Origin of the sequence: Streptomyces sp., from assembly GCF_031181705.1 — a bacterium.
Taxonomy (GTDB): Bacteria; Actinomycetota; Actinomycetes; order Streptomycetales; family Streptomycetaceae; genus Streptomyces.
Window position 1 is genome coordinate 1 of the sequence record NZ_JAPSKN010000036.1, and the last position, 20,335, is coordinate 20,335.

The 20,335-nt window shown below is 75.8% G+C and carries 18 protein-coding genes and 1 pseudogene; 15 read left to right on the forward strand and 4 right to left on the reverse strand.

Translation table 11 applies throughout. The features are described 5' to 3' along the window. The first annotated feature begins 739 nt into the window (after positions 1 to 739). The 6 genes from RIN80_RS10180 to RIN80_RS10205 all read left to right on the forward strand — a co-directional run bounded on the left by RIN80_RS10180 (position 740) and on the right by RIN80_RS10205 (position 7,220). Positions 740 to 1,801 carry a hypothetical protein gene (locus RIN80_RS10180; RefSeq protein ID WP_309095206.1) on the forward strand — a complete coding sequence of 354 codons (1,062 nt, stop codon included), beginning with the start codon at positions 740 to 742 and terminating at the stop codon, positions 1,799 to 1,801. A 125-nt stretch (positions 1,802 to 1,926) separates the two neighbouring features. Further along, on the forward strand, positions 1,927 to 2,262 hold the full coding sequence (locus RIN80_RS10185; RefSeq protein WP_309095207.1) for a hypothetical protein: 336 nt from the start codon (positions 1,927 to 1,929) through the stop codon (positions 2,260 to 2,262). Positions 2,263 to 2,266: 4 nt separating this feature from the next. Continuing rightward, a complete protein-coding gene (locus RIN80_RS10190) occupies positions 2,267 to 4,864 on the forward strand; it encodes a substrate-binding domain-containing protein (RefSeq protein WP_309095208.1) in 2,598 nt (865 codons plus the stop codon). Then, the gene (locus RIN80_RS10195; RefSeq protein WP_309095209.1) at positions 4,864 to 6,303 is read left to right on the forward strand and encodes an extracellular solute-binding protein; all 1,440 of its coding nucleotides are present in this window, start codon (positions 4,864 to 4,866) and stop codon (positions 6,301 to 6,303) included. Before RIN80_RS10190 ends, RIN80_RS10195 begins: the two co-directional genes overlap by 1 nt. Positions 6,304 to 6,396: 93 nt before the next feature. After that, positions 6,397 to 6,582, forward strand: a complete 186-nt coding sequence (locus RIN80_RS10200; protein ID WP_309095210.1) for a hypothetical protein — start codon at positions 6,397 to 6,399, stop codon at positions 6,580 to 6,582. Between the two features lie 113 nt (positions 6,583 to 6,695). Then, entirely contained in the window at positions 6,696 to 7,220 is a 525-nt protein-coding gene (locus RIN80_RS10205) for an ATP-binding protein (protein WP_309095211.1), read from the forward strand. A 52-nt stretch (positions 7,221 to 7,272) separates the two neighbouring features. Here RIN80_RS10205 and RIN80_RS10210 read toward each other — a convergent pair whose 3' ends face one another. Beyond that, entirely contained in the window at positions 7,273 to 7,425 is a 153-nt protein-coding gene (locus tag RIN80_RS10210; protein WP_309095212.1) for a hypothetical protein, read from the reverse strand. 128 nt (positions 7,426 to 7,553) lie between these two features. On the opposite strand from RIN80_RS10210, the gene RIN80_RS10215 reads away from it, so the two are divergent. The 4 genes from RIN80_RS10215 to RIN80_RS10230 all read left to right on the forward strand — a co-directional run bounded on the left by RIN80_RS10215 (position 7,554) and on the right by RIN80_RS10230 (position 11,789). Beyond that, a complete protein-coding gene (locus RIN80_RS10215; RefSeq protein ID WP_309095213.1) occupies positions 7,554 to 8,897 on the forward strand; it encodes a tetratricopeptide repeat protein in 1,344 nt (447 codons plus the stop codon). A gap of 49 nt (positions 8,898 to 8,946) precedes the next feature. Further along, positions 8,947 to 9,969 (forward strand): permease, encoded by a 1,023-nt coding sequence (locus RIN80_RS10220; RefSeq protein WP_309095214.1) that lies wholly within the window; start codon positions 8,947 to 8,949, stop codon positions 9,967 to 9,969. Continuing rightward, a complete protein-coding gene (locus tag RIN80_RS10225) occupies positions 9,966 to 10,742 on the forward strand; it encodes a TIGR03943 family putative permease subunit (RefSeq protein ID WP_309095237.1) in 777 nt (258 codons plus the stop codon). The genes RIN80_RS10220 and RIN80_RS10225 overlap by 4 nt, the downstream gene beginning before the upstream one ends. Before the next feature lie 240 nt (positions 10,743 to 10,982). Then, positions 10,983 to 11,789: a GAF and ANTAR domain-containing protein gene (locus RIN80_RS10230; RefSeq protein WP_309095215.1), complete on the forward strand. Its 807-nt coding sequence runs from the start codon at positions 10,983 to 10,985 to the stop codon at positions 11,787 to 11,789. Positions 11,790 to 11,950: 161 nt separating this feature from the next. Here RIN80_RS10230 and RIN80_RS10235 read toward each other — a convergent pair whose 3' ends face one another. Continuing rightward, entirely contained in the window at positions 11,951 to 12,739 is a 789-nt protein-coding gene (locus RIN80_RS10235; protein WP_309095216.1) for a hypothetical protein, read from the reverse strand. Between the two features lie 395 nt (positions 12,740 to 13,134). On the opposite strand from RIN80_RS10235, the gene thrS reads away from it, so the two are divergent. The 3 genes and pseudogenes from thrS (at position 13,135) to RIN80_RS10250 (ending at position 15,610) form a co-directional block, all read left to right on the forward strand. After that, positions 13,135 to 14,373 carry a threonine--tRNA ligase gene (thrS, locus tag RIN80_RS10240; RefSeq protein WP_309095238.1) on the forward strand — a complete coding sequence of 413 codons (1,239 nt, stop codon included), beginning with the start codon at positions 13,135 to 13,137 and terminating at the stop codon, positions 14,371 to 14,373. 48 nt (positions 14,374 to 14,421) lie between these two features. Next, positions 14,422 to 14,598, forward strand: a pseudogene (locus RIN80_RS10245) (hypothetical protein); the annotation flags it as partial. Positions 14,599 to 14,629: 31 nt separating this feature from the next. Continuing rightward, positions 14,630 to 15,610 (forward strand): nucleoside hydrolase, encoded by a 981-nt coding sequence (locus tag RIN80_RS10250; RefSeq protein WP_309095217.1) that lies wholly within the window; start codon positions 14,630 to 14,632, stop codon positions 15,608 to 15,610. A gap of 324 nt (positions 15,611 to 15,934) precedes the next feature. Here the strand turns inward: RIN80_RS10250 and RIN80_RS10255 are convergent, their stop codons facing one another. Beyond that, a complete protein-coding gene (locus RIN80_RS10255) occupies positions 15,935 to 16,885 on the reverse strand; it encodes an LAETG motif-containing sortase-dependent surface protein (protein WP_309095218.1) in 951 nt (316 codons plus the stop codon). Between the two features lie 296 nt (positions 16,886 to 17,181). On the opposite strand from RIN80_RS10255, the gene RIN80_RS10260 reads away from it, so the two are divergent. Beyond that, a complete protein-coding gene (locus tag RIN80_RS10260) occupies positions 17,182 to 18,864 on the forward strand; it encodes a glycoside hydrolase family 13 protein (protein WP_309095219.1) in 1,683 nt (560 codons plus the stop codon). 209 nt (positions 18,865 to 19,073) lie between these two features. Further along, positions 19,074 to 19,808, forward strand: a complete 735-nt coding sequence (locus RIN80_RS10265; RefSeq protein ID WP_309095220.1) for a carboxypeptidase regulatory-like domain-containing protein — start codon at positions 19,074 to 19,076, stop codon at positions 19,806 to 19,808. Here RIN80_RS10265 and RIN80_RS10270 read toward each other — a convergent pair. Next, positions 19,802 to 20,287: a hypothetical protein gene (locus RIN80_RS10270; protein WP_309095221.1), complete on the reverse strand. Its 486-nt coding sequence runs from the start codon at positions 20,285 to 20,287 to the stop codon at positions 19,802 to 19,804. The genes RIN80_RS10265 and RIN80_RS10270 overlap by 7 nt on opposite strands. Positions 20,288 to 20,335: the final 48 nt, after the last annotated feature.

Genomic DNA, 20,335 nt, shown 5'->3' on the forward strand with positions numbered 1-20,335 from the left:
GGCCCGGGCGGCGACCCGGGCTGCCCTCCGAGGACCGGCACGGGTATCCCTCCGGGGACCGGGAGGGGGCAGGCACCTCTGTAGGCCCCGGCGTCCGCCGCCAGACCGGCCCGGGGCGGTGACGCGGGCGTCGCCAGGGGCCCCGCCATGGGCACTCCTGCGGGCACCGGCAGGAGCGCCCCTGCGGGCCATGGCACGGGCGCCCCTCCGGGCACCGGCACAAGCACTCCTGCGAGCGCCCGACGCCCGTCGGCGGACCGGCCCGGGCGGCGACCCGGGCTGCCCTCCGGGGACCGGCACGGGTATCCCTCCGGGGACCGGGAGGGGGCAGGCACCTCTGTAGGCCCCGGCGTCCGCCGCCGGACCGGCCCGGGGCGGTGACGCGGGCATCGCCCTGGGCGTCCCTGCGGGCCCCGGCGTCCGCCGCCGGACCGCCCCCTGGGCAGCGACCCGTGCACACCCTTCGGGCACCGCCGCAGGCCCCGTCACGGGCACCCTTCCGGCCCCCGCCACGGACTCCGGCGCGGGCACCGCGCCCCTTTGGGCACCGCCACGGACGCCGGCACGGGTGCCTCTGCGGGCCCTGCCACGGGCACCCCTTCAAACCCCGCCAAGGGCACCGGTGGCGCCGCCGGGTCGGTGAAGCACTCGAAGGCGGGCGTTTGCGGTCCTGAGGCTCCCCTTTGCAGCCGCAGCGGTTACGGTGCTGCGGTACGTGATCGACACAGGGGGAGGGACGATGCCCGGAACCGTGCTGCTGCTGGCGGCCTCACCGGTGGGCAGGGGGCGCCTGGTCGACGCCGCCTCCGTGCTCCCCGTCCTGGCCGCCGTGGAGCCCGCCGTGCTGTCCGGCACGGACACCGCGAACGTCGTCGAACTCGCCGACCCGCTGGAGCCGCAGGCCGTCCTCACCCGGCTGCGCGCCGCCGCGGCCGCCCCCGGCCCGCTCACCGTCTACGTCACCGGACAGCTCCTCCTGGACCGCCGCCAGCGCCTCCCCCACCTGGCGCTGGCCCGCACCACCCCCGCCACCGCCCGCTACACGGCCTTCCCCTGGCACTGGTTCCGTGAGGAACTGCGGCTCAGACCGGCCGGGGCCACCACCCTCCTGCTGGACCTGCACGCCGACGCCGAGACCTGGGCGGCGCTGCGCGGCACCCCGCTGGACGCGGGGCGCGGCAACGCCGTGCACGGCCGCATCGCACCGCCCCCGTCCCGGCGCACGGTCGCCGCGCCCGCGTACATGAAGGCCGTCGCGACCATCCTGCGCAGCGGATTCCGGCCGCCCGCCGAACAGTTGCACCAGCAGGCGCTGGCCCGTATCGCGCCGGAGAGCGCGGGCACGGACCTGGTGCTGAGCACGCCCGGCCCGGCGGCGGGCGATCCGCACGCCGCCATCACGGCCGCCGTGCAGGCCGGCCGGCACGCCGAGGCGGACGCGCTCGCCGCCCGTCACGAACAGGCCGCCGTCACCGCGCACGGGCCGGCCTCCGAGGAGGCCCTGCACTGGGCCGAAGTCCGGGCCGACCTGGCGATGTTCGCCGGGGACGCGGCACGCAGCTGCCGCACCTGGCTGACGGTCGCCACCGCCCGGCTGAACGCCGGACAGGCGGCGGACTCCCCCGCCGTCGAGGCCGCCGCCGACCGGGCCCACCACCAGTGGGGCCAGGTCCGCGATCCGGCCGGCGCCCGCGAACTGGGCGCGGCACTCGCCGCGTTGCGAGGCCGGGTGCCCGGTCGGCGCGAAGGCGCGCTGGACCATGTGCAGCGCCAGTTGCGGCAGTTGCAGACCCAGGGCTGAACATGCGTGCGCCGTGTGCGCCTGGCGTGAAGGGGGCGTGGGGTCACCGGCCCGGGTCGTGTCACGGGTCTGCCGCCGGAGCCTGACCCGGTGTCATGATGTCGGTCCTGACAGAGGGGGACCAAGTGGCTGTCTTAGGCGTACGCGTCCGGCTGGGTGACGGCGCGACCGCGGACGATGTCAGAGCTCTGAAGGCGTGGCTGGAGCGGGACGAGCCGCTGGAGGAGCTGATCTCCGGCGAGCAGCTGCGCATCGAGGAGCGGACCAGGACGGACGGGCAGAAGGGCCGCCTGGGGCCCGACATCGAACTCGTTCTGCAACTGCTGAGCGACGTGGCGACGGTCGTGGCGCTGACCGAGTACACCAACCGCGCCGTGAAGACCTGGAAGAACAACCGCCGCAGGCTCCAGGGCGGCGAACCCGACACGGAGATACGCCCACTGGGCCCCGACGGGGAGTAGTCCGGTGAGCCGCTTCGACCCGCGCGGCAGACGGAACAGGGCGCTGCTGGTCGGCGTGTCCGAGTACGACCACACGGCACCGGACCCGCAGGGCGTGTCGGGACAGCTCCCCGCCGTGCTCCACAACCGCAGGACCCTGGAGGACGCGCTGCACCGGGGCGGCGTGTTCCGCGCGGGCGAGGTCAGGGTGCTCGCCTCGCCCGCCCCGGACGACTTCACCAACGAGCTGCGCCGTGCCGTCCGCGAGACCGAGGGGCTGCTGCTGCTCTACTTCGCCGGGCACGCCGTCGTCACCGACACCTCCACCCACAAGCTGCACCTGCAGATGCGCACCGCGCGGGTGGTCGCGGGCGAGGAGCTGCCGGGCGCGGTGAGCTTCGCGGGGGTGCTGGGCGAGCTCTGCGCTCCGGAGAGCCGCGCCGAGAAGGTGCTGGTGATCCTGGACTGCTGCTACGCGGGCAACGCCGCGGCGATCTGGCACCGCTTCGAGGCCCCGCAGGAGAGCAAGGAGAAGATCCTGCTCCTGATGAGCGTGCAGCCCAACCGCTGCATCCTGGGCGGGGACGCGGACGTCGCGACGCCGTTCACCCGTGAGATGACGCGTGTCCTCGACGGGGGCGGGGAGGTGTGGCTGTCCACGCTCTACCCCGCGCTGAAGCGGCGGATGGCCGAGGCGGGATACGAGGCGGAGGACAACGACCGGCAGAAGCCGCAGGCGCTGGCCCCGCCGTGGAACCCGGACGCGGACGTCCTGCTCGCCGCGGGACCGGTCCCCGCGCCGCCCCCTGCCCCCGCGCCGCCCCCTGTTCCCACGCCGGCCCCCCCGCCGCCGCCTCCCCCGCCCCGGCCGCGTCCCGGCTCCCGGGTCCTCGGCCCCCGCCTGTCCCGCCTGCGCGGACGACCGCGGGTCGCCGCCGACCGGTTCGGCCGGACCGCGCTGACCCTGCTGCTGGCGCTCGTCGCCACCGGCGCCGGCGGCTACGGCCTCTTCGTGCTGACCGGCGAAACCGGCCCCTGCGCTCCCTCCCTGGAGCTGCGCGTGCTCACCGATCCCGACCTGGAACCGGCGATGCGGGCGGCCGCGGACGCCTATGTCACCTCGCCCGCCAACACCACCGGTGACGGCTGCCGGCGCAGCGGCGTCACCGTCGGCAGCGCGGGCGCCGCCGACGTGGTGAGCGCGCTGGGCGAGCGGACCGACGCCTGGCAGCAGCCGCGCGAGGACGACAACCCGCAGCGGGACATCGGCCCGCAGCCGGACGTGTGGATCCCCGCCACCCGTGCCGGCGTCGACCGGGTCAACCAGGCCGCGGCCCGGGAGGACCGCGTCTTCGCCCGGCTGGAACCGGCGGACGGGCCGATCGCCTACTCGCCGGTCGTGCTGGCCGTGCCGAAGGCCCTCGACGCCGGCCTCGACCCCACCGGACGGTCGCTGTCCGAGCTGGTCAACGACCTCGAACGGGCCGACGGCAGGGCCGAACTGCGCCGTCCCGACCCGGAGTTCACGGACGCGGCCCTGCTGGCGACGATGGCCCTGCACGGCGAGCGGGCCGACGCGCGCGGCGCCGAGCAGCGCGTCACCCGGGCCGGGCGGCCCGAGCCGTCGGCCGTGCGGCTGCTGTGCACCCTGCCCGACGACGACGCCGTGGACGACCGCAGCGCGGCGCTGGTGCCGGAGTTCCTGCTCAAGAGCGGCATCGGCTGCCACCCGGCCACCCGCGCCCCGCGCGTCGCCGCCTACCCCGACGACGTACCCGGTCTGGAGCCGGCGTTCGTGCGCGTGCGCTGGGAGGACGGCGACCGGGACGCCGAGGCGCGGGACGACGCGGTGGACCGCTTCCGCGCCTGGCTGACGGGGGAGGGCGGCCTGACGGTCCTCGGCGAGCACGGGTTCCGCTCCGCGACCGGCGAGCGCCGCCTGCTCGCCGCGCGGCAGGTGCCCGAGGGCCTCGCCGAGTCCGTCCGTCCCGCCGAACCGGCCCGGCCCGGGGACATGGACCGGGCCCTGGAGCGGTACGCCAACGCGCACGGGCCCGGCCGGGTCCTGTACCTCCTGGACAGCTCCGGCTCCATGGCCGGCCGGTGGGACGGCGACAGCGGCGGCCCCGGCATCCTGAAGCAGACCCTGCCGGGGCTCGGCGGGGAGGACGAGTACGGGGTGTGGGCGGTGCACGGCGTCGGCGGCCGGACGCACACCGAGCTGCTGCGCTTCACCACGCACGAGCGGGCCGACGCCGAACGGCACCTCGACGCGGCCAGGTGGCGCGACGCCGAGGCCGACCCGGCCGCCGCCCTGCTGGACGCCCTGGAGTTCATGGCGGAACGCGGCGCCGGCGACGAACGGCCGCAGCTGATCGTGTACCTGACCGACGGCGAGGACGACAACCGCCTGACCGGCCGGGCCCTCCAGGACGTGCTCGACCGGGCCGGCGGCGCGGGCGTCCCGGTGGCCATGGTGTCCCTGACCAGCTCGGGCTGCGACCAGGGCCGTCCCGCCACCCGGATCGCCGAGGCGGGCCGGGGCCGCTGCCTGGACGCCGGGGACGACCTCGTGCCGGCCCTGCACGACGAGGTCGCCCGCACCGGAACGGGGGAGGAATGATGGCCGCCCGCCCGCACGGAGGCCCGGGGAGCCACGGCCGGGCCCGGCACCTGACGTCCGCCGCGCTGGCCCTGCTCACCCTGGTGTCGCTGCTCGGTTCCGCCTCCTGCACCGGCGGCGACGCGCGGGAGCAGCCGCCGGGCGCCGACCCGCCCCGGATCGTCGTCGCCAGCGGCCGGGACGTCACCGGCAAGAACGGCATCCGCCAGCAGCTCATCGACGCCTGGAACGCCCAGGAGGGCGAGCACGGCTACCGGGCCCGCCTGGTCGAGCTCCCCGGCTCCGCCGACCAGCAGCGCAGCCAGCTGCTCGGCGCGCTCCAGTCCGGCAGCGCCGAGTACGACGTGGTCAACCTGGACGTGACCTGGATCCCGGAGTTCGCCGCCGCCGGTCTGATCCGCCCGCTGACCGGTGCGGCGGTGAAGGAGCCGGACGACATCATCCGGTCCGTGGACGCGACGTCGTTCTGGGACGGCGAGCGGTACGCGGTCCCCTTCAACAGCGACGTGGGCCTGCTGTACTACCGCAAGGACCACCTGCGCGACGCCAGTGCCTCGCGGACCGAGCTGAGCGGCGGCGTGACCTGGGACGAACTGCGGGGTCTGATCGAGGCCGTCAACGACCGCACGCGGCCGCCGGGCCACGAGGACGGCTGGACCACCCAGCTCGCCGCCTACGAGGGCCGTACGGTCAACGCGGTCGAGGCCTTCGCCTCGGCGGTCCCCGGTTTCGAGCTGACCGACGAGGAGGGGCGGTACACCGCCGACGTGGCGCAGCTGACGGCCGGGGTGACCGAGCTGCGGGAGCGCACGGCGCCGCCGTACATGCTCGCCGAGGCCTCCGCGTCCCGTGAGGCCGAGTCGCTCAGCGCCTTCGCGGAGGGCCGCACGACCTTCCTGCGGCACTGGCCGTACGTCTATCCGGTGCTGTACGAGAGGTTCGAGGGGGACCTCGGCGTGACGCGGCTGCCCGGCAAGGCGGTGCTCGGCGGGCAGAACCTGGCCGTCACCTCGTCGACGTCCGAGCAGCGGGCCGCGAAGGCCGCCGAGCTGATCGCGTTCCTGACCGACCCGGACAGCGAGCGCTGCCTGCTGCGCGCCGGGTTCGCGGCCACCCGCACCTCCGCCTACGCGGATCCCGGTGGCTCCCCCGAGTGCCGGCACGCCTCCGCCTACAGCGCGAGCCCGTCGGCGTCCCCGACCGGCGAGAGTGCCGAGCTCAAGGCGCCCGACCGCTTCGCCGACGGCGTCAGCTACTCCCGGGACATCCTGTTCCCGGCCCTGCGCGGTGCCGTGCAGCGTCCGCGCACACCCCTGTACGGGGCCGTCACCCGGACCCTCATCACGGAACTGGACGCCCTGTACGGGCCCGGTCGGCCGGGAGACGCGGAGGTGGCCAAGAGCCTCGACGAGGCCTTGAGGAAGCTGCTGCCCCACTGAATTCCGCCCGGTGTGGGAGGCGCGAGGGCGGGAACACGTGATCGAGCGTGGAGTGTGTGCGGGCTGTGCCCCGCCCGAGGGAAGGACGTGGGCGTGCCCGGTGTCACCGGCCTCCTGCTGAGGAGAATGACCGTCGTCGCGTGCCGGGCGCGGCGGACGGTGGGAGGGGCCGTGCAGCCGGCCCTGGTCACTCTCGGCCGGATCCGCTCCTGCCCGTACTGCCGGGCCCTGATCACGGCCGACAGCGCCGTCTGCCCCGGCGGCCACCGCATGGACTGACCGCGCCGCCGGTCACGGCCGTATCGGCGCGCCACCCGCTGTGTGCCTGCCCGGAGGCCGGGTAGACGCATCGCGGTAAGCCGCCGAGCGGCGACCACAACGAAAGAGTCCGCATGGCCATCCCGCTTAGGAATCAGGCGGCAGATGAGCAGGACCCAGGCAAGCACGCCACGCTGCACTTCGGCGTGGCCTGGGCCGAGGGCACGGCACGCTCCGTCGATGCGCGCCGCGCCCTGCACGCCGTCCTCGCCCACGCCGCACGCACCGGCCGCGCCCCCGTGCCGGCCCCGACCGTCCAGGACGCGGAACTCGCGATCAGCGAACTCGTCACCAACGCGCTGAAACACGCTCCCGGACCCTGCGGCATGGCCCTGCGACTCTCCGGCGACCACCTGGCCATCACCGTGTGGGACACCTCCCCCGCCCGGCCCGTGCCCCAGGATCCGGACCCGCGCCGTTTCGGCGGCCACGGCCTGCGCCTGGTGCACGAGGTCAGCCACCGGGTCGCCGTCGCGCCCCGCGCCGCGGGCAAGCAGATCACCGCCTGCCTGAGCCTGCCCCCGCGCCACCTCCCGGGCCCGCTCGACCGGAGCCTCCTGTCCACGTCCCTGGCGGACCCGGTACCACGGGCGCCGTGAGCGGCGGGCGCGGCAGGGCGCGACCGGCTCGCGCCCCGCCCCGGGGCCCGGCTCAGCGGGCGTCGGCGACGGTCCGCTGACCGTGCGGGGGCTGCTCCGGGCCGGCCGGTCCGGCGTTGGCCGCCAGCAGGAGGGTGGCCATCGCGACCAGGGCGGCGGCGAAGCCCCGGGCGTACCGCTCGGCGGTGCGTGTGCGTTCGAGCACGGCGACCTCGCAACAGGGGCGGCGACTACGGCGGCAACGTGTTAAGCGTCTTCGACAATTCGGCTTAACACTCCGTTTAACCTAGGGGCTGTCCAGGCCGAACGGCAAGAGGCGCAGGGGGAGTTGACGTGGGGGAGCGGGATGATCCGGGGACCATCGGCCGCCGGGTGCAGCGGTTGCGTGTCGAACGCGGACTGACGCAACGGCAGTTGGCGGAACCTGTGTACACCCCCGCCTACATCTCGACCCTGGAGTCGGGCCGGGTGCGGCCCTCCGACGACGCCCTGCGGCATCTCGCCGGCCGGCTCGGCGTCGCCTTCGACGAGCTCGCCACCGGGCGTTCCGCGCGGCTCGTCACCGAACTGCGGCTGCGGCTGACCGAGGCCCAGCGGACCCTCGCCGTGGGCGAGTCGGAGGCCGCGGCCGGGCAGTACGCCGAGCTGCTCGCCGAGGCCGAGGCCCACGGCCTGGCCGCCGAGCAGTCCGCCGCCCTGCTCGGACTCGGCGAGTGCGCCCTGGAGACCGGCGAGCTGGAGACGGGCCGCGCGTACTTCGAACGCGCCGAGGCCTGCCTGGCCGACGCGCCGCTGCCCGCCCGCGTCCCCGCCCTGCGCGGCCGGGCCGTCGCGCACTACCTCGCCGGGGAGCTGCGCTACGCCGTCTACCTGCTGGAGACGGCCCTGGACGAGCTCAACCGCGGCGGCCTGCACGACCCGGACGCCCTGCTGCTGCTCTACGCCAGCGCCATCGGCCCGTACATGGACATGGGCGCGCACGCCCGGGCCGCCCAGGCCGCCGAACTCGCCCTGGCCCTCGCCCCGCAGTCCGGCGACCCGGCCCTGGTCGCCCGGATGCACCGCTCGGTGGCCCGCACCCTGGTCGCCGAGGGCCGTCTCGCCGAGGCCGACGCGTCGCTGGCCAGGGCGGCCGAGCTGTACCGGGGCCTGCAGCTGCGCACCGAACTCGCCAACTGCCACTGGATGCGGGGCTACGTCTACGCCCAGGACGGGCAGCTGGAGCGCGCGGAGGCGGAGCTGCGCGAGGCCCTCGGCATGCTGTCGGCCAAGCGCGCCGCCCTCTACAGCAGCCAGGTCACCGTCGAACTGGCCGACGTGCTGCACAAGCGCGGCCGGTCCGACGAGGCCGCGGCCCTGCTGCACGACGTCCTCGGGCACCTGTCCCCCGAGCGCGGCGCCGTCCACGCCGCCGCCGCGCACCGGCTGCTCGGCATCATCGCCGAGGACGCCCGCCGCACCGAGGACGCCGAGGAGCACTACGTGCGCGCCCTGAGCCTGCTGGAGCGGGCCGGGGCCGCCGGCGACCTGGCCGACCTGTGCCGGCTGCTCGGCGACCTGCTGCGGCGTGCCGGTCGGGTGGAGGCGGCCCTGGACGCCTACCGCACCGGCCTCGGGCACCGCACGGCCCCCGGCACCACCACCCTCGGGCCCGCGCCCGCACAGCCCCCTCTGTGAGCGGGCGGGGCTTTCACACAGCCGTGCGGGTTAGCCTCTCCCGGGAACGATGGGGGCAGGGCACGTGGAGAACCGACCGACGGTGGCCGACGGCATACGGCTGGGCCTGCGGGCCCTGGTGTACGCCGTCCTCGGGGGCGCCGCGCTGATCGCCGTCGTGACGGTCGTGTCGGTGCTCGGGCCGATGGCCGCGCTCGACCTGTACACCCCGCCGGTCGCGGCCTGGTGGACGGTCTTCACGGCGATCGCCGTCCAGGGCGTGCCGTTCCTGCTGCTGGGCACGGTGGTGTCGGCCGCGATCGGGGCGTTCGTGCCGCAGCGGGTCCTCACCCGGCTGCTGCCCCGGCGCGAGGCGCTCGCCGTGCCGGTCGCGGGGGCGGCCGGGGTGGTGCTGCCCGGCTGCGAGTGCGCGTCCGTGCCGGTCGCGGGCAGCCTGATGCGCCGGGGTGTCGCCCCGGCCGCCGCGCTGGCCTTCCTGCTGTCGGCGCCCGCGATCAACCCCGTCGTCCTGGTGGCGACCTCGATCGCCTTCCCCGGGCAGCCCGCGATGGTCCTGGGCCGGCTGGTCGCCTCGCTCGGCACGGCCGTGGTGATGGGCTGGCTGTGGGCGCGGTTCGGCAAGGAGGAGTGGCTGCGGCTGCCGAAGCGCGGCGGTGGCCACGAGCCCGGCGGCGGGGCGCGCGCCTTCGCCGCGGGCCTCCAGCACGACTTCCTGCACGCGGGCGGCTTCCTCGTGGTGGGCGCGGCGGCAGCGGCGACGTTCGCCGTCACCGTGCCGCGGTCCGTGCTGGACGTCTTCACCGCCTCGCCCTGGCTTTCGGTGCTGCTGCTGGCGCTGCTGGCGGTCGTGCTGTGCGTGTGCAGTGAGGCGGACGCGTTCGTGGCGGCGTCGCTGAGCGGCTTCTCGCCCACCGCCCGGCTGGCGTTCATGGTGGTCGGGCCGATGGTCGACCTGAAGCTGCTCGCGCTGCAGGCGGGCACCTTCGGCCGGGCCTTCGCGGTGCGGTTCTCGGCCGCGACCTGGGTGGTGGCGGTGGGCAGCAGCGTCCTGGTGGGGTGGTGGCTGCTGTGAGGCGCTACGGACCGGCGGCGCTGCTCGCGCTCGTGGGGGCGGCGGTCCTGCGCGTGTCCCTCTTCAGCGAGCTGTACCTGCGCTACGTCCAGCCGGGGCTGCGGCCGTACCTGGTGGTGTCGGGGGTGGGGCTGGTGCTGCTGGGGGTGGTCGCGGCGGTGTCGGCACGGACCGCCGGCCAGGCACCGTCCGGGGAGCGGCAGGACGCCGACCCGGAGGCCGACGACCGGCACGGGCAGGCCCACGACCACGACCTCGACCACGACCTCGACCACGCCCACGGCCCGCGCGTCGCCTGGTTCCTCGCCCTCCCCGCTCTGGCGCTGCTCCTCTTCCCGCCGCCCGCCCTCGGCTCCTACAGCGCCGAGCGCGAGGCGGCCCAGCGGGCGGCGCAGGGCGTCGGCACCTTCCCGGAGCTGCCGGACGGTGACCCGCTCGACCTCACCCTCGGGGAGTTCGGCTCCCGGGCGGTCTACGACAGCGGCCGCTCCCTGCGGGGACGCACGGTCCGGCTCACCGGCTTCGTCACCCGCGACGCCGACGGCACCTGGTACGTCACCCGGCTCCTGGTCTCCTGCTGCGCCGCCGACGCGAGCGCCGCCAAGGCCGAGGTGCGCGGCGCGGACGCCCCGCCCGTCGACACCTGGGTCACGGTCACCGGCACCTGGCACCCCGAGGGCGCCCTCGGTTCGGACGCCGCCTGGCCGCCGGTCCTGGACGCCACGTCCGTACGGCAGGTGCCGCAGCCGGGCAACCCCTACGAGAAGCGCTGAGGCCGCACCTCGCCGCAGACGGCCCCACCACGGGTTTCGGCCCATCCGCCACGGGTAGTCGGGGCACCACTCCGGGCGGGCGCCGGGGCATGACCCGGAGCGGCGGGGGCGGCCACCCCGAAGTGATGGCGCGCGGCCCACCGCGAGGTGGTGCTCGCGGCCGGCCGTCCCGGCGGGCGGCGCACGCGGGCCCGCCCCGCAGGAGTGGCGAAGTGCAGGTCGCGGTGATCGAAGGAGGCGATGGCCGTGCGGTCCAGGGACGACCCCCAGGGCGCGGCGGGTGACGACCCGGGCGCATGCGGTCCGGGGGGCGGAGACCTGGATCTGGACGGGGTCCGGGCCGCCGACGCGATCGCCAGGGGCGTGCGCGGCGCCGATCCCGGTGAGGTGCCCGGGCGGCTGTGCGAGGTGGCCGTCGAACTGCTGCCGGTGACCGGCGCGAGCGTGTCGCTGCGCAGCGCGGGGATGCCCGTGCAGCTGAGCGCGAGCAGCCCGCAGGCCGCGCATCTGGCGCGGCTCCAGGCCACCCTGGGCGACGGCCCCTGCCAGAGCGCGGTGGCGGACGGGGTGCCCGTGCTCGCCTGCGACCTGACGAGCGGCCGGGACGCCGGACGCTGGCCGGTCTTCGCCCAGCAGGCCACCGCGGCCGGGGTCCGCGCGGTGTACGCCGTACCGCTCGGCAGTGACGCGGTGTGCGTCGGCACCCTCGACCTGTACCGCGACACCCCCGGCGGGCTCACCGAGCGCCAGTTGTACGTGGCCCGGCTCGTGGCCGGCGTCATGACCGTCGCCCTGATGGCCCTGCCGCGCGGGGACGAACCCGGGACGCAGGACGGGGAGCCCTGGCTGAGCGGGCTCGCCTCGGACCACGACGAGATCTACCAGGCCGTCGGCATGATCATGGCGCAGCTCGGCGTCGGCACCGACGACGCGCTCGCGCGGCTGCGGGGTGACGCGTTCGCGCGCGGGCGCACGGCCCTGGACGTGGCCCGCGACGTCATCGCCCACCGCCGGCGCTTCGACCGGGACGCATCCGACCGTGACTGATCCGACCGGGACGGCTTCGCCGGGGACGGCTTCCCCACGGGCGGCTACGGGCGGGACGCGTCCGGCCGCAGGGCGAGGGATGCCGGCCCGGACCGCTCGGGCCGGAAACCCGCCGGGTCGGGGCCGTCCCGGCCGGCACCCGGCCCGGCACGGGCCGGTGGTCAGATCTGTGCCCGCCCCCGCCGGGTGAGCTCCGTCAGACGCTGCGCCCCGATCCGTACGGCCTCCCGGGTGACCTCGGCGTCCACCTCGTCGAGCCCGCCGTGGGTGACGACGATCGCCTCGGCGCCGACGCGCACGCCGGCGATGTCCATCGTCAGGTACGTCAGCTCCCCCTCCTCGGTCTCGCCGGCCAGCGTGATCCGCAGAGCCCGGCGGGCGTCCCCCGCCGCAGGCAGCGGCAGGTCGCCGACCTCGACGCCCTGGACACCGCCGCGCGTGCTCGCGGCGGTGAACCGGCCGCACCTGCCCGGCAGCGACTCCAGCCAGTCCAGGGTGCGGTCGACCTCGGCCGGGGGATGGGCGGAGACCTGGTAGCGCATCTGGGCGTCGGTGTCGGCGGCGTCGAACGCGGCCGTCGCGCCGGGGTTCCCGGGCGTGCCGAACAGTTCCTCGGTGTAGAGGGCGTCCAGCAGCCGCTGGCACTCGGGGTCCTCGGTGGTCGCCTTGAGCAGTCCGTCCCGCCAGGTCCGCGCGCCGCGGGTCGGGCCCCAGGGTTCTCCGAGGTCGGTCTCGGTGATCAGGGCCGCCTGGGCCTGCGCCTCGGTGAGACCGGTCCCGGGCCCGGCGGGCTGCTCGGCGGCGGGCGAGGCGGGGGACGCCGAGGCGGACGCCGAGAACCACTTGGGCCGCGGCTCGCCCTGGACGGCACACCCGGCCGAGCCCAGCAGGGCGGCCAGGGCCAGCGCGGGGACGAGGAGGGCACGGGCGGTGGCCGGAGGGTGGGTCATCGGAGTGCCTCCTGGTGGGGCGGGCCGGGGCTGACCAAGACCGGGTGCGGTGCTCATACGGCACCACCACGGCAGCCGGCCCACCAGCGCGCCGGGCCGTCCGGGTGAGCGAGGGCGGGCGTGGGGGCGTGTCACGGGCGGACGGGCACCGCAGTGCCGTATGACGCGCGCGGCGCCGGACGAGCGGAACCGTGGGAGGGGGCGTCGGCCGAAAAACCGTCGCACCGCGTCCGGACCCGTTGCTACGGTCATGCCCATGCAGCGCGTCCAGCCGTTCCCGTCCGCCACGACGACGCCGGAGAGTGTCCCGGCGCGCTGACTGCTGACGCAGACGTCCGAAGCCCCGGGGCGAGTGCCCCGGGGCTTCGTCGCGCGGTGCTCGCCCGGACTTCCGCATCCGGAGGAGCCACACCATGCACGACCACCGCCGACTCGGCCGTGAACTGGAGCTGTTCGACACCGATCCGCTGATGGGCGCGGGGCTGCCGTACTGGCTGCCCGACGGCGCGATCGTGCGGCACACCCTGGAGGAGTACATCCGCGAGGCGGAACGGCGGGCCGGCTACCGGCACGTGTACTCGCCCGTCCTCGGCAAACGCGAGCTGTACGAGATCTCCGGCCACTGGGACCACTACGGCGACGACATGTTCCCGCCGATGGACCTGGGCGCCGAACAGGTCCTGCTGCGCCCCAGTCTCTGTCCCCACCACGCGTTGATCTACCGTTCCCGCGCCCGCAGTTACCGTGAACTACCCTTCCGCATGGCCGAGTTGGGCGGCATGTACCGCTCGGAGCCGTCCGGGGTGCTCGGCGGGCTGACCCGGGTGCGGGCCATCACCCTCAACGACGCGCACATCTTCTGCACCCCGGAGCAGGCCGTGGCGGAGGCCCGGGCCGCGCTGGAGCTGATCGGCCGCGCCCATGCGGACCTGGGCGTCCGGGCGTCCCGGTACCGCCTGTCGCTGCCGGGCGAGGGCGGCAAGTACGTGGCCGACCCGGAGCTGTGGCGCAGGGCCACCGCGCTGCTGCGGGAGGTCCTGGACGGCGCCGGCGTCCCGTACGAGGCCGCCGAGGGGGAGGCGGCCTTCTACGGGCCCAAGATCGACGTGCAGATCGCCGACCCGGCGGGCCGGGAGACCACCCTGTCCACCGTCCAGATCGACTTCCACCAGCCCGAGCGCTTCGACCTGCACTACATCGGCCCCGACGGGGGCAGGCACCGCCCGGTCATGGTGCACCGCAGCGTCATCGGCAGCGTGGAACGCGCGGTCGCCCACCTCGTCGAGGCCCACGGCGGCGCCTTCCCGCCCTGGCTGGCCCCGGTGCAGCTGGCCGTCCTGCCGGTGGGTGACGAGCAGGCCGGGCCGGCGCACGCGCTGGCCGGTCTGGCCCGGGAGCGGGGTCTGCGCGCCGAGGTCGCCGACCCCGGCCAGGGCACCCTGGCCGCCCGGGTCCGCGCGGCCCGGCTGGTGCCGTACCAGGCGGTGATCGGCGCTCGCGAGGCCGCCGCCGGCCTGGTGGCGGTACGCCTGCGGGACGGCCACCGGCCGGCCCCCCTGCCCACCGCGGAGCTGCTGGACCGCATCACCGCCCGGGTGGCGTCCCGCGACACCGGCCTGTGGGAACCGGCCTAGGCGCCGTGTCCGCCCGGGGACGTCCGTGCGACGGGCTTCGAGGTCACCGGGGACCTGACCGTGCGCGGCGTGACCAGGCCGTTCACCGTGGACTTCACCCTGACCGGCGCGAACTCGACGTCACGGCGGTGCGGCAGCCCTGAGACGGCGGGCCCGAGGGCGCCCGGGACCACCCGGGCCGTCTCCCGGCAGGCCGTAAGGTCGCCGGTGGCAGATCCCTGCTGAACAGGTGGAACAGGTGGAAGGAGTCCTCGTCGTGACGGACGGACAGCGCATCCCGGTGATCATCGACTGCGACACCGGTGTCGACGACGCCCTCGCCCTGCTGTTCGCCGTACGGCACCCGGCGCTCGACGTCCGCGCGATCACCTGCGTGGCCGGGAACACCGACGTCGACGGGGTCGTCCGCAACACCCTGACCGTGCTGGACCAGGCGGGTGCCCCCGACATCCCGGTCGCCCGGGGCGCCGAGCGGCCGCTGATCGAGGCGCCCCGCTCGGCCCGGCACGTGCACGGCGACGACGGCATGGGCGACCTGGGGCTGCCGGACCCGGCCCGGGAGCCCGCCGGCGTGGACGCGGTGACACTGCTGCGGCGCGAGATCCTCGCCTCCCCGCGCCCGGTGACGCTGGTGCCCACCGCGCCCCTCACCAACATCGCGCTGCTGCTGCGGACCCACCCGGAGGTGGTGCGCAACATCGAGCGGATCGTGTTCATGGGCGGCGCGGCGGCGACCGGGAACGCCACGCCCGTCGCGGAGTTCAACGTCTGGCACGACCCGGAGGCGGCCGCGATCCTGCTGACCGCCGGGGTGCCGATCACGATGTACGGGCTGGACGTGTTCACGCGGGTCGTCGTCCCGGCGGAGCAGGTGCGGCGCCTGCGCGCGAGCGCCGAGCCTGGGGCCCGGCTGGCCGGTGAGCTGCTCGCCCACCGTCCGGCGCACCCCGGCAGCCGTCCCGACGACCCGTCCGAGACGGCCGGCGGTCTCGGCGACGCGGGAGCGGTCTGCGCGGTCGCCGACCCGCGGGGCCTGACGACCCACCGCCTCCCCGTCGAGGTCTCCCTCGCGCCCGGCCCCACGCGCGGCATGACGATCGTGGACCGCCGCCCGCGCCCCGGCGAGTCCGAGCTGCACGAGGGCATCCGCGAACAGCCGCTGGTGGACGTGGGGCTGGACGTGGACGTGGAGCGCTACGTGAAGCTTTACCTGGCGACCGTCGAGGGAACGCTCTAGCGCTGCGCGATGCTGCGCGAGTGCCGGGGGCCCGGACGACGGCCGGACGCCGCCCCGGCCGTCGTCCGGCCGTCGAGCGACCGTCGAGCGACCTTCGACGCCGCGCGCAGCCGCCGAGGGGCCGTCCGTCGTCGCGCCGTCGTGTGAGGGTGCTGTCCGTCGTCGCGCGGTCGTGTGAGGGTTCCGTCTGTCGCCGCGCCCCCGTCGGGGAAATCCCCGGCACCGCGCGCCGCCGTCGGAGAAACCCTCCCCCCGGCGTGCACGACGGCGCCCCCGCTGCTGTCGCCGCCGGACGGCAGCAGCGGGGGCGTCACCGCACGCGGATCAGGCGCCCGGCGCGTTCCGCTTGGCCCGGCGGCGGGTCGTCACGACGAGGGCCGCGCCGCCCGCGAGCAGGGCCGCCGCGCCGAGGGCGATCGGGCCGGTGCTGCCGTCGGCGCCGGTCTCGGCGAGGTCGCCGCCCCCGCCGTTCGGCTTCGGGGCGGCGGGCGCCGACTCGGAGGCGCTCGGGGCGGGGGTCTCCGCGTCCTCGGACGGCGGGGCGGAGGGCTCGGACGGCTCGGACGGGGACGCCGGCGGCGTGGTGCCCTCGGCCGGCTCGGCCGGCTCCGACGGGCTCGCGGGCGGCGTGGAGGCGGGCGGCTCCTCCTGAGCGGGAGGCGGGGTCGTGCAGTCCTTCGTGCCGCCGTTCCAGGCCGCGATCAGCTTGTCCTTGATGACCGGGCGGTCCGGGCCCTTGGGCAGCTCGCCGTGGACGAGGCCGTCCTTCGCGTCGAGCTCCCCGTCGAACTTCACCGCGCCCCGGTAGAGGTCGATCTGGGCGAAGCAGCCCCGGTCGGGGATGGCGATGTCGAGCGAGTCGGTGGCCCCCGGCTTGACCGTCACCGTGTCGAAGTCGACGAACACCTGCTCGCCGGAGGTCGCGAAGGTCGCGCCATGGGCCAGGTAGGAGGCGAGGGATGCCGTACAGGTCGAGGCGTCACCGGCGGTGCGCACCTTGATGTGCACCTTGCCGTCCTCGGTCGGCTTCAGGTTCTGGTCGTCGACCTTGACCGAGTCCTGGAAGGTGGTGCCGTCGAGCGAGAACTGGCAGCGGTCGGTCCCCGTCTCCGTGCCCGCGCCCGTCCCGGGCCGGTAGCTGCCACCGGACGACCAGCCGTCACCGCCGGGCGTCCCGTGGGCGAGGGCGGTGGTGGCGGAGGCGGCGCAGAGGGCGAGGGCCGCGGCGCCCGTCCCCAGCAGGCGGCGCGCGGTGACACGTCTCGCTATGGACATAGGGGTATCCCGTTTCTTGGCGTGTGCCGGAACCCGGGTGGCGGCATGCGGGCAGCGCGGTGCGCGGCTGCCGGGGCCGTACCGGGGGTGAGTGGTCTGAGAAACACTGGGCTCATTGGTCACATGCGCCTCAGTGAGCCCCCATGGTGGCGGCGCCGCAGCACACTGTCAACCTGCGGGAACGCAAAGGAAGTTACCGCTCCCACACACTTCCGACACAGTGGGAATGGATCACTCCGATCAACCTGTTGGTTCCTTTTTCCGGCATTCTGGACAGATTTAATGCTGTCGCCCGTATGCCCTGCAAAGGAGACCGCGTGACCGATCGCTCCACCCTCGACCTGTCGTCCCGCGACCCCGACTGGTGGCGGCAGGCCGTCGTCTACCAGGTCTACCCCCGCAGCTTCGCCGACGCCGACGGTGACGGACTCGGCGACCTGCGCGGCATCACCCGCCGCCTCGGTCACCTCGCCGCGCTGGGCGTGGACGCCCTGTGGCTGAGCCCCTTCTACCCCTCCGAGCTCGCCGACGGCGGCTACGACGTCGCCGACCCCCGGGACGTCGACCCGCGCCTGGGCACCCTCGACGACTTCGACGCGCTGGTCGCCGAGGCCCACCGCCTGGGCCTGAAGGTCATCGTCGACATCGTCCCCAACCACTCCTCGCACCGGCACCCCTGGTTCCAGGAGGCCCTGGACGCCGGGCCCGGCTCGGCCGCCCGCGACCGGTACGTCTTCCGCGACGGCCGCGGCGAGCACGGTGAACTCCCGCCCACCGACTGGCAGTCCGTCTTCGGCGGCAGCGCCTGGAAGCGGGTGCCGGACGGACAGTGGTACCTGCACCTGTTCGCCCCCGAACAGCCCGACCTCAACTGGGAGAACCAGGAGGTCCGCGCCGACTACCGCACCACCCTGCGCTTCTGGTCCGACCGCGGGGTCGACGGCTTCCGGGTCGACGTCGCCCACGCCCTCGTCAAGGACCTGAGCGAACCGCTGCGCGACCTCGGCCGGCCCGAGCTGAGCCGCGAGGAGGCGCTCACCGCGCTGCCGCCCGGCACGCACCCCTTCTATGACCGGGACGACGTGCACGAGGTCTACCGCGACTGGCGCAAGATCCTCGACGCCTACCGTCCGCCCCGCATGGCCGTCGCCGAGGCGTGGGTCCCGGGCGCCCGGCGCGCGCTGTACGCCCGCCCGGACGAGCTGGGGCAGGCCTTCAACTTCGAGTACCTGCAGGCCCGCTGGGACGCCGGGGAGCTGCGGCAGGTCATCACCGACTCGCTCGCCACCGCCCGGGCCGCCGGCGCCTCGGCCACCTGGGTGCTGTCCAACCACGACGTGATCCGGCACGCCTCCCGGCTGATGCTCCCGCCGGACACCGACCTCAACGCCTGGCTGCTCTCCGGCGGCCGTGCCCCGGCCGTCGACGAGGCGGCCGGACTGCGCCGGGCCCGGGCGGCCACCCTGCTGATGCTGGCGCTGCCCGGCTCGGCCTACGTCTACCAGGGCGAGGAACTGGGCCTGCCCGAGGTCGCCGACCTGCCCACCGAGGTGCTCCAGGACCCGATCTGGGAGCAGACGGGTCACGTCCGCAAGGGCCGGGACGGCTGCCGGGTGCCGCTGCCGTGGACCACGACCGGACCCTCGTACGGCTTCGGGCCGGGCGGGGCCTGGCTGCCGCAGCCGCCCGGTTTCGCCGCGTACGCCGTGGAGGCGCAGGACGGCGTCGAGGGCTCGACCCTGGAGCTGTACCGCACGGCACTGCGGTTGCGCCGCAAGCTGCTCGACGGTGAGGAGCTGGCCTGGGCCGCTGACGCCCCGGACGGGGTCCTGCAGTTCGACCGCTGCGAGGGCTGGCGCTGTGTGACGAACCTGTCCGCCTCGGCGGTGTCGTTGCCGGCCGGTGAGGTGCTGCTGAGCAGCGCGCCGCTGGAGGACGGCCGGCTCGGGCCGGACACGACGGTGTGGCTGGGGAGGTGACCACGGGGAGGTGACCACGGGGAGGTAGCCACCCCGCCGGTCCGCGCGGCTACCCGCGCCCCTTCGGGGGCGCGGGCCCACCCGCTACGGCCCACCCGCTACGGCCCACCCGCTTGGGCCCGCTGCGGGTGCCGTCCGCCCGGGCGGACGCGAGGATCGTCGGCGGAGTGTCTCGACAGGCCGTATCCGGACAGGGAGCCTCGCCCGCGATGAACAGGTCCAGCAGGTCAGCAGCCGTGTCCGGGGTCGTCGTCGCGGCAGTGCTGGCGGCGTGCGGAACGCCGGCGGCGGCCCGGGACGGCGCACCGCTGCGGGGGGCCGCCGTCATCGCGCCCGGCCGCGAGGGCATCGTCGAGGTCGCGGGCGTTCCGGACGCGCTGCCGGGAGCCACCCTGACGCTGATCGCGCCCCGCGGCACGCGGGTGACGGGCGCGCCGCTCGACGGGTCCGGCCACCGGGGGTCGGTCGCCGCCGGCGGGCGCAGCGGGTCGTACACCGTCACCGGCGGCACCGCAGCGCCGGACCGTACGTTCCCCTTCGTGCTCGCGGTGCCCGCGGACGCCGTGCCCGGCACCCGGCTGCGCGGCTGCGTCCTGCGCGTCACCGACGAGCGGGGCGTACGGCGGGCCGGCGGCCGGTGCTCGGTGACCGTGGGGCTGGCCGGGCCGACGCTGGCCCGGCCGCTGTCCGGCGTCCCGCTGGCCACCCGGCCGGAGATCTCGGGCACGGCCCATCCCGGCGCCCGGGTCACCGTCCGCGACAAGGACGAGCGGGAGGCCTGCGCGGCCACGGCGGGGCCGGACGGCGCCTGGGCGTGCACGCCGGGCCCGGCGCTGCCGGTGGGTGCCAATCGTCTCCAGGCGGTCGCCACCCTGAACGGGGTGAGCGCGATGAGCGAGCAGATCGACATCGCGGTGGCGGAGGCCGCCGCGGGGCGTCAGTAGCGGACCGCCCGGGCCACCTCCGCCCGCACGTCACCGGACAGGTCGTGCGTGCTGCGGGCGGTGGCCGTGGCGGACTGGCCGGCCTGCACGTGGCCGACCGTGACGATCACGGTGTCGACCAGCCGTCCGCCGGAGTCCTCGAAGTCGACCTGGACGGCGAACGACCGGGCCGCGTCGTCGGTGTTGCGGACGGTGACCTCGCTGCGGAACCGGCCGTCGGACCCGGTCACGGGCCTGCCGGCCGCGACGTCGCCCTTGGCGTCGACGCCGCCCTGGATGTCGCCGAGCCGGCGTTCGGCCTCCGCCGCGGCCGATTCCACGGCCTCGGTGGCCTGCGAGGCGATCGACCCGACCGCCGACTCGGCCTTGCGGGCGGTGTCCGCGGGGCCGTCGCCGCCGCAGCCGGCGAGCACGCCGGTCAGGGCGAGGGCCAGGGCGGCTCCGGCCGTGACCCCGCGGGTGCGGTGTACGACTGCCATCTCGCCTCCCGGCGAACCGTGCGAACCGTGCGAGTTGTGCGGACCGCA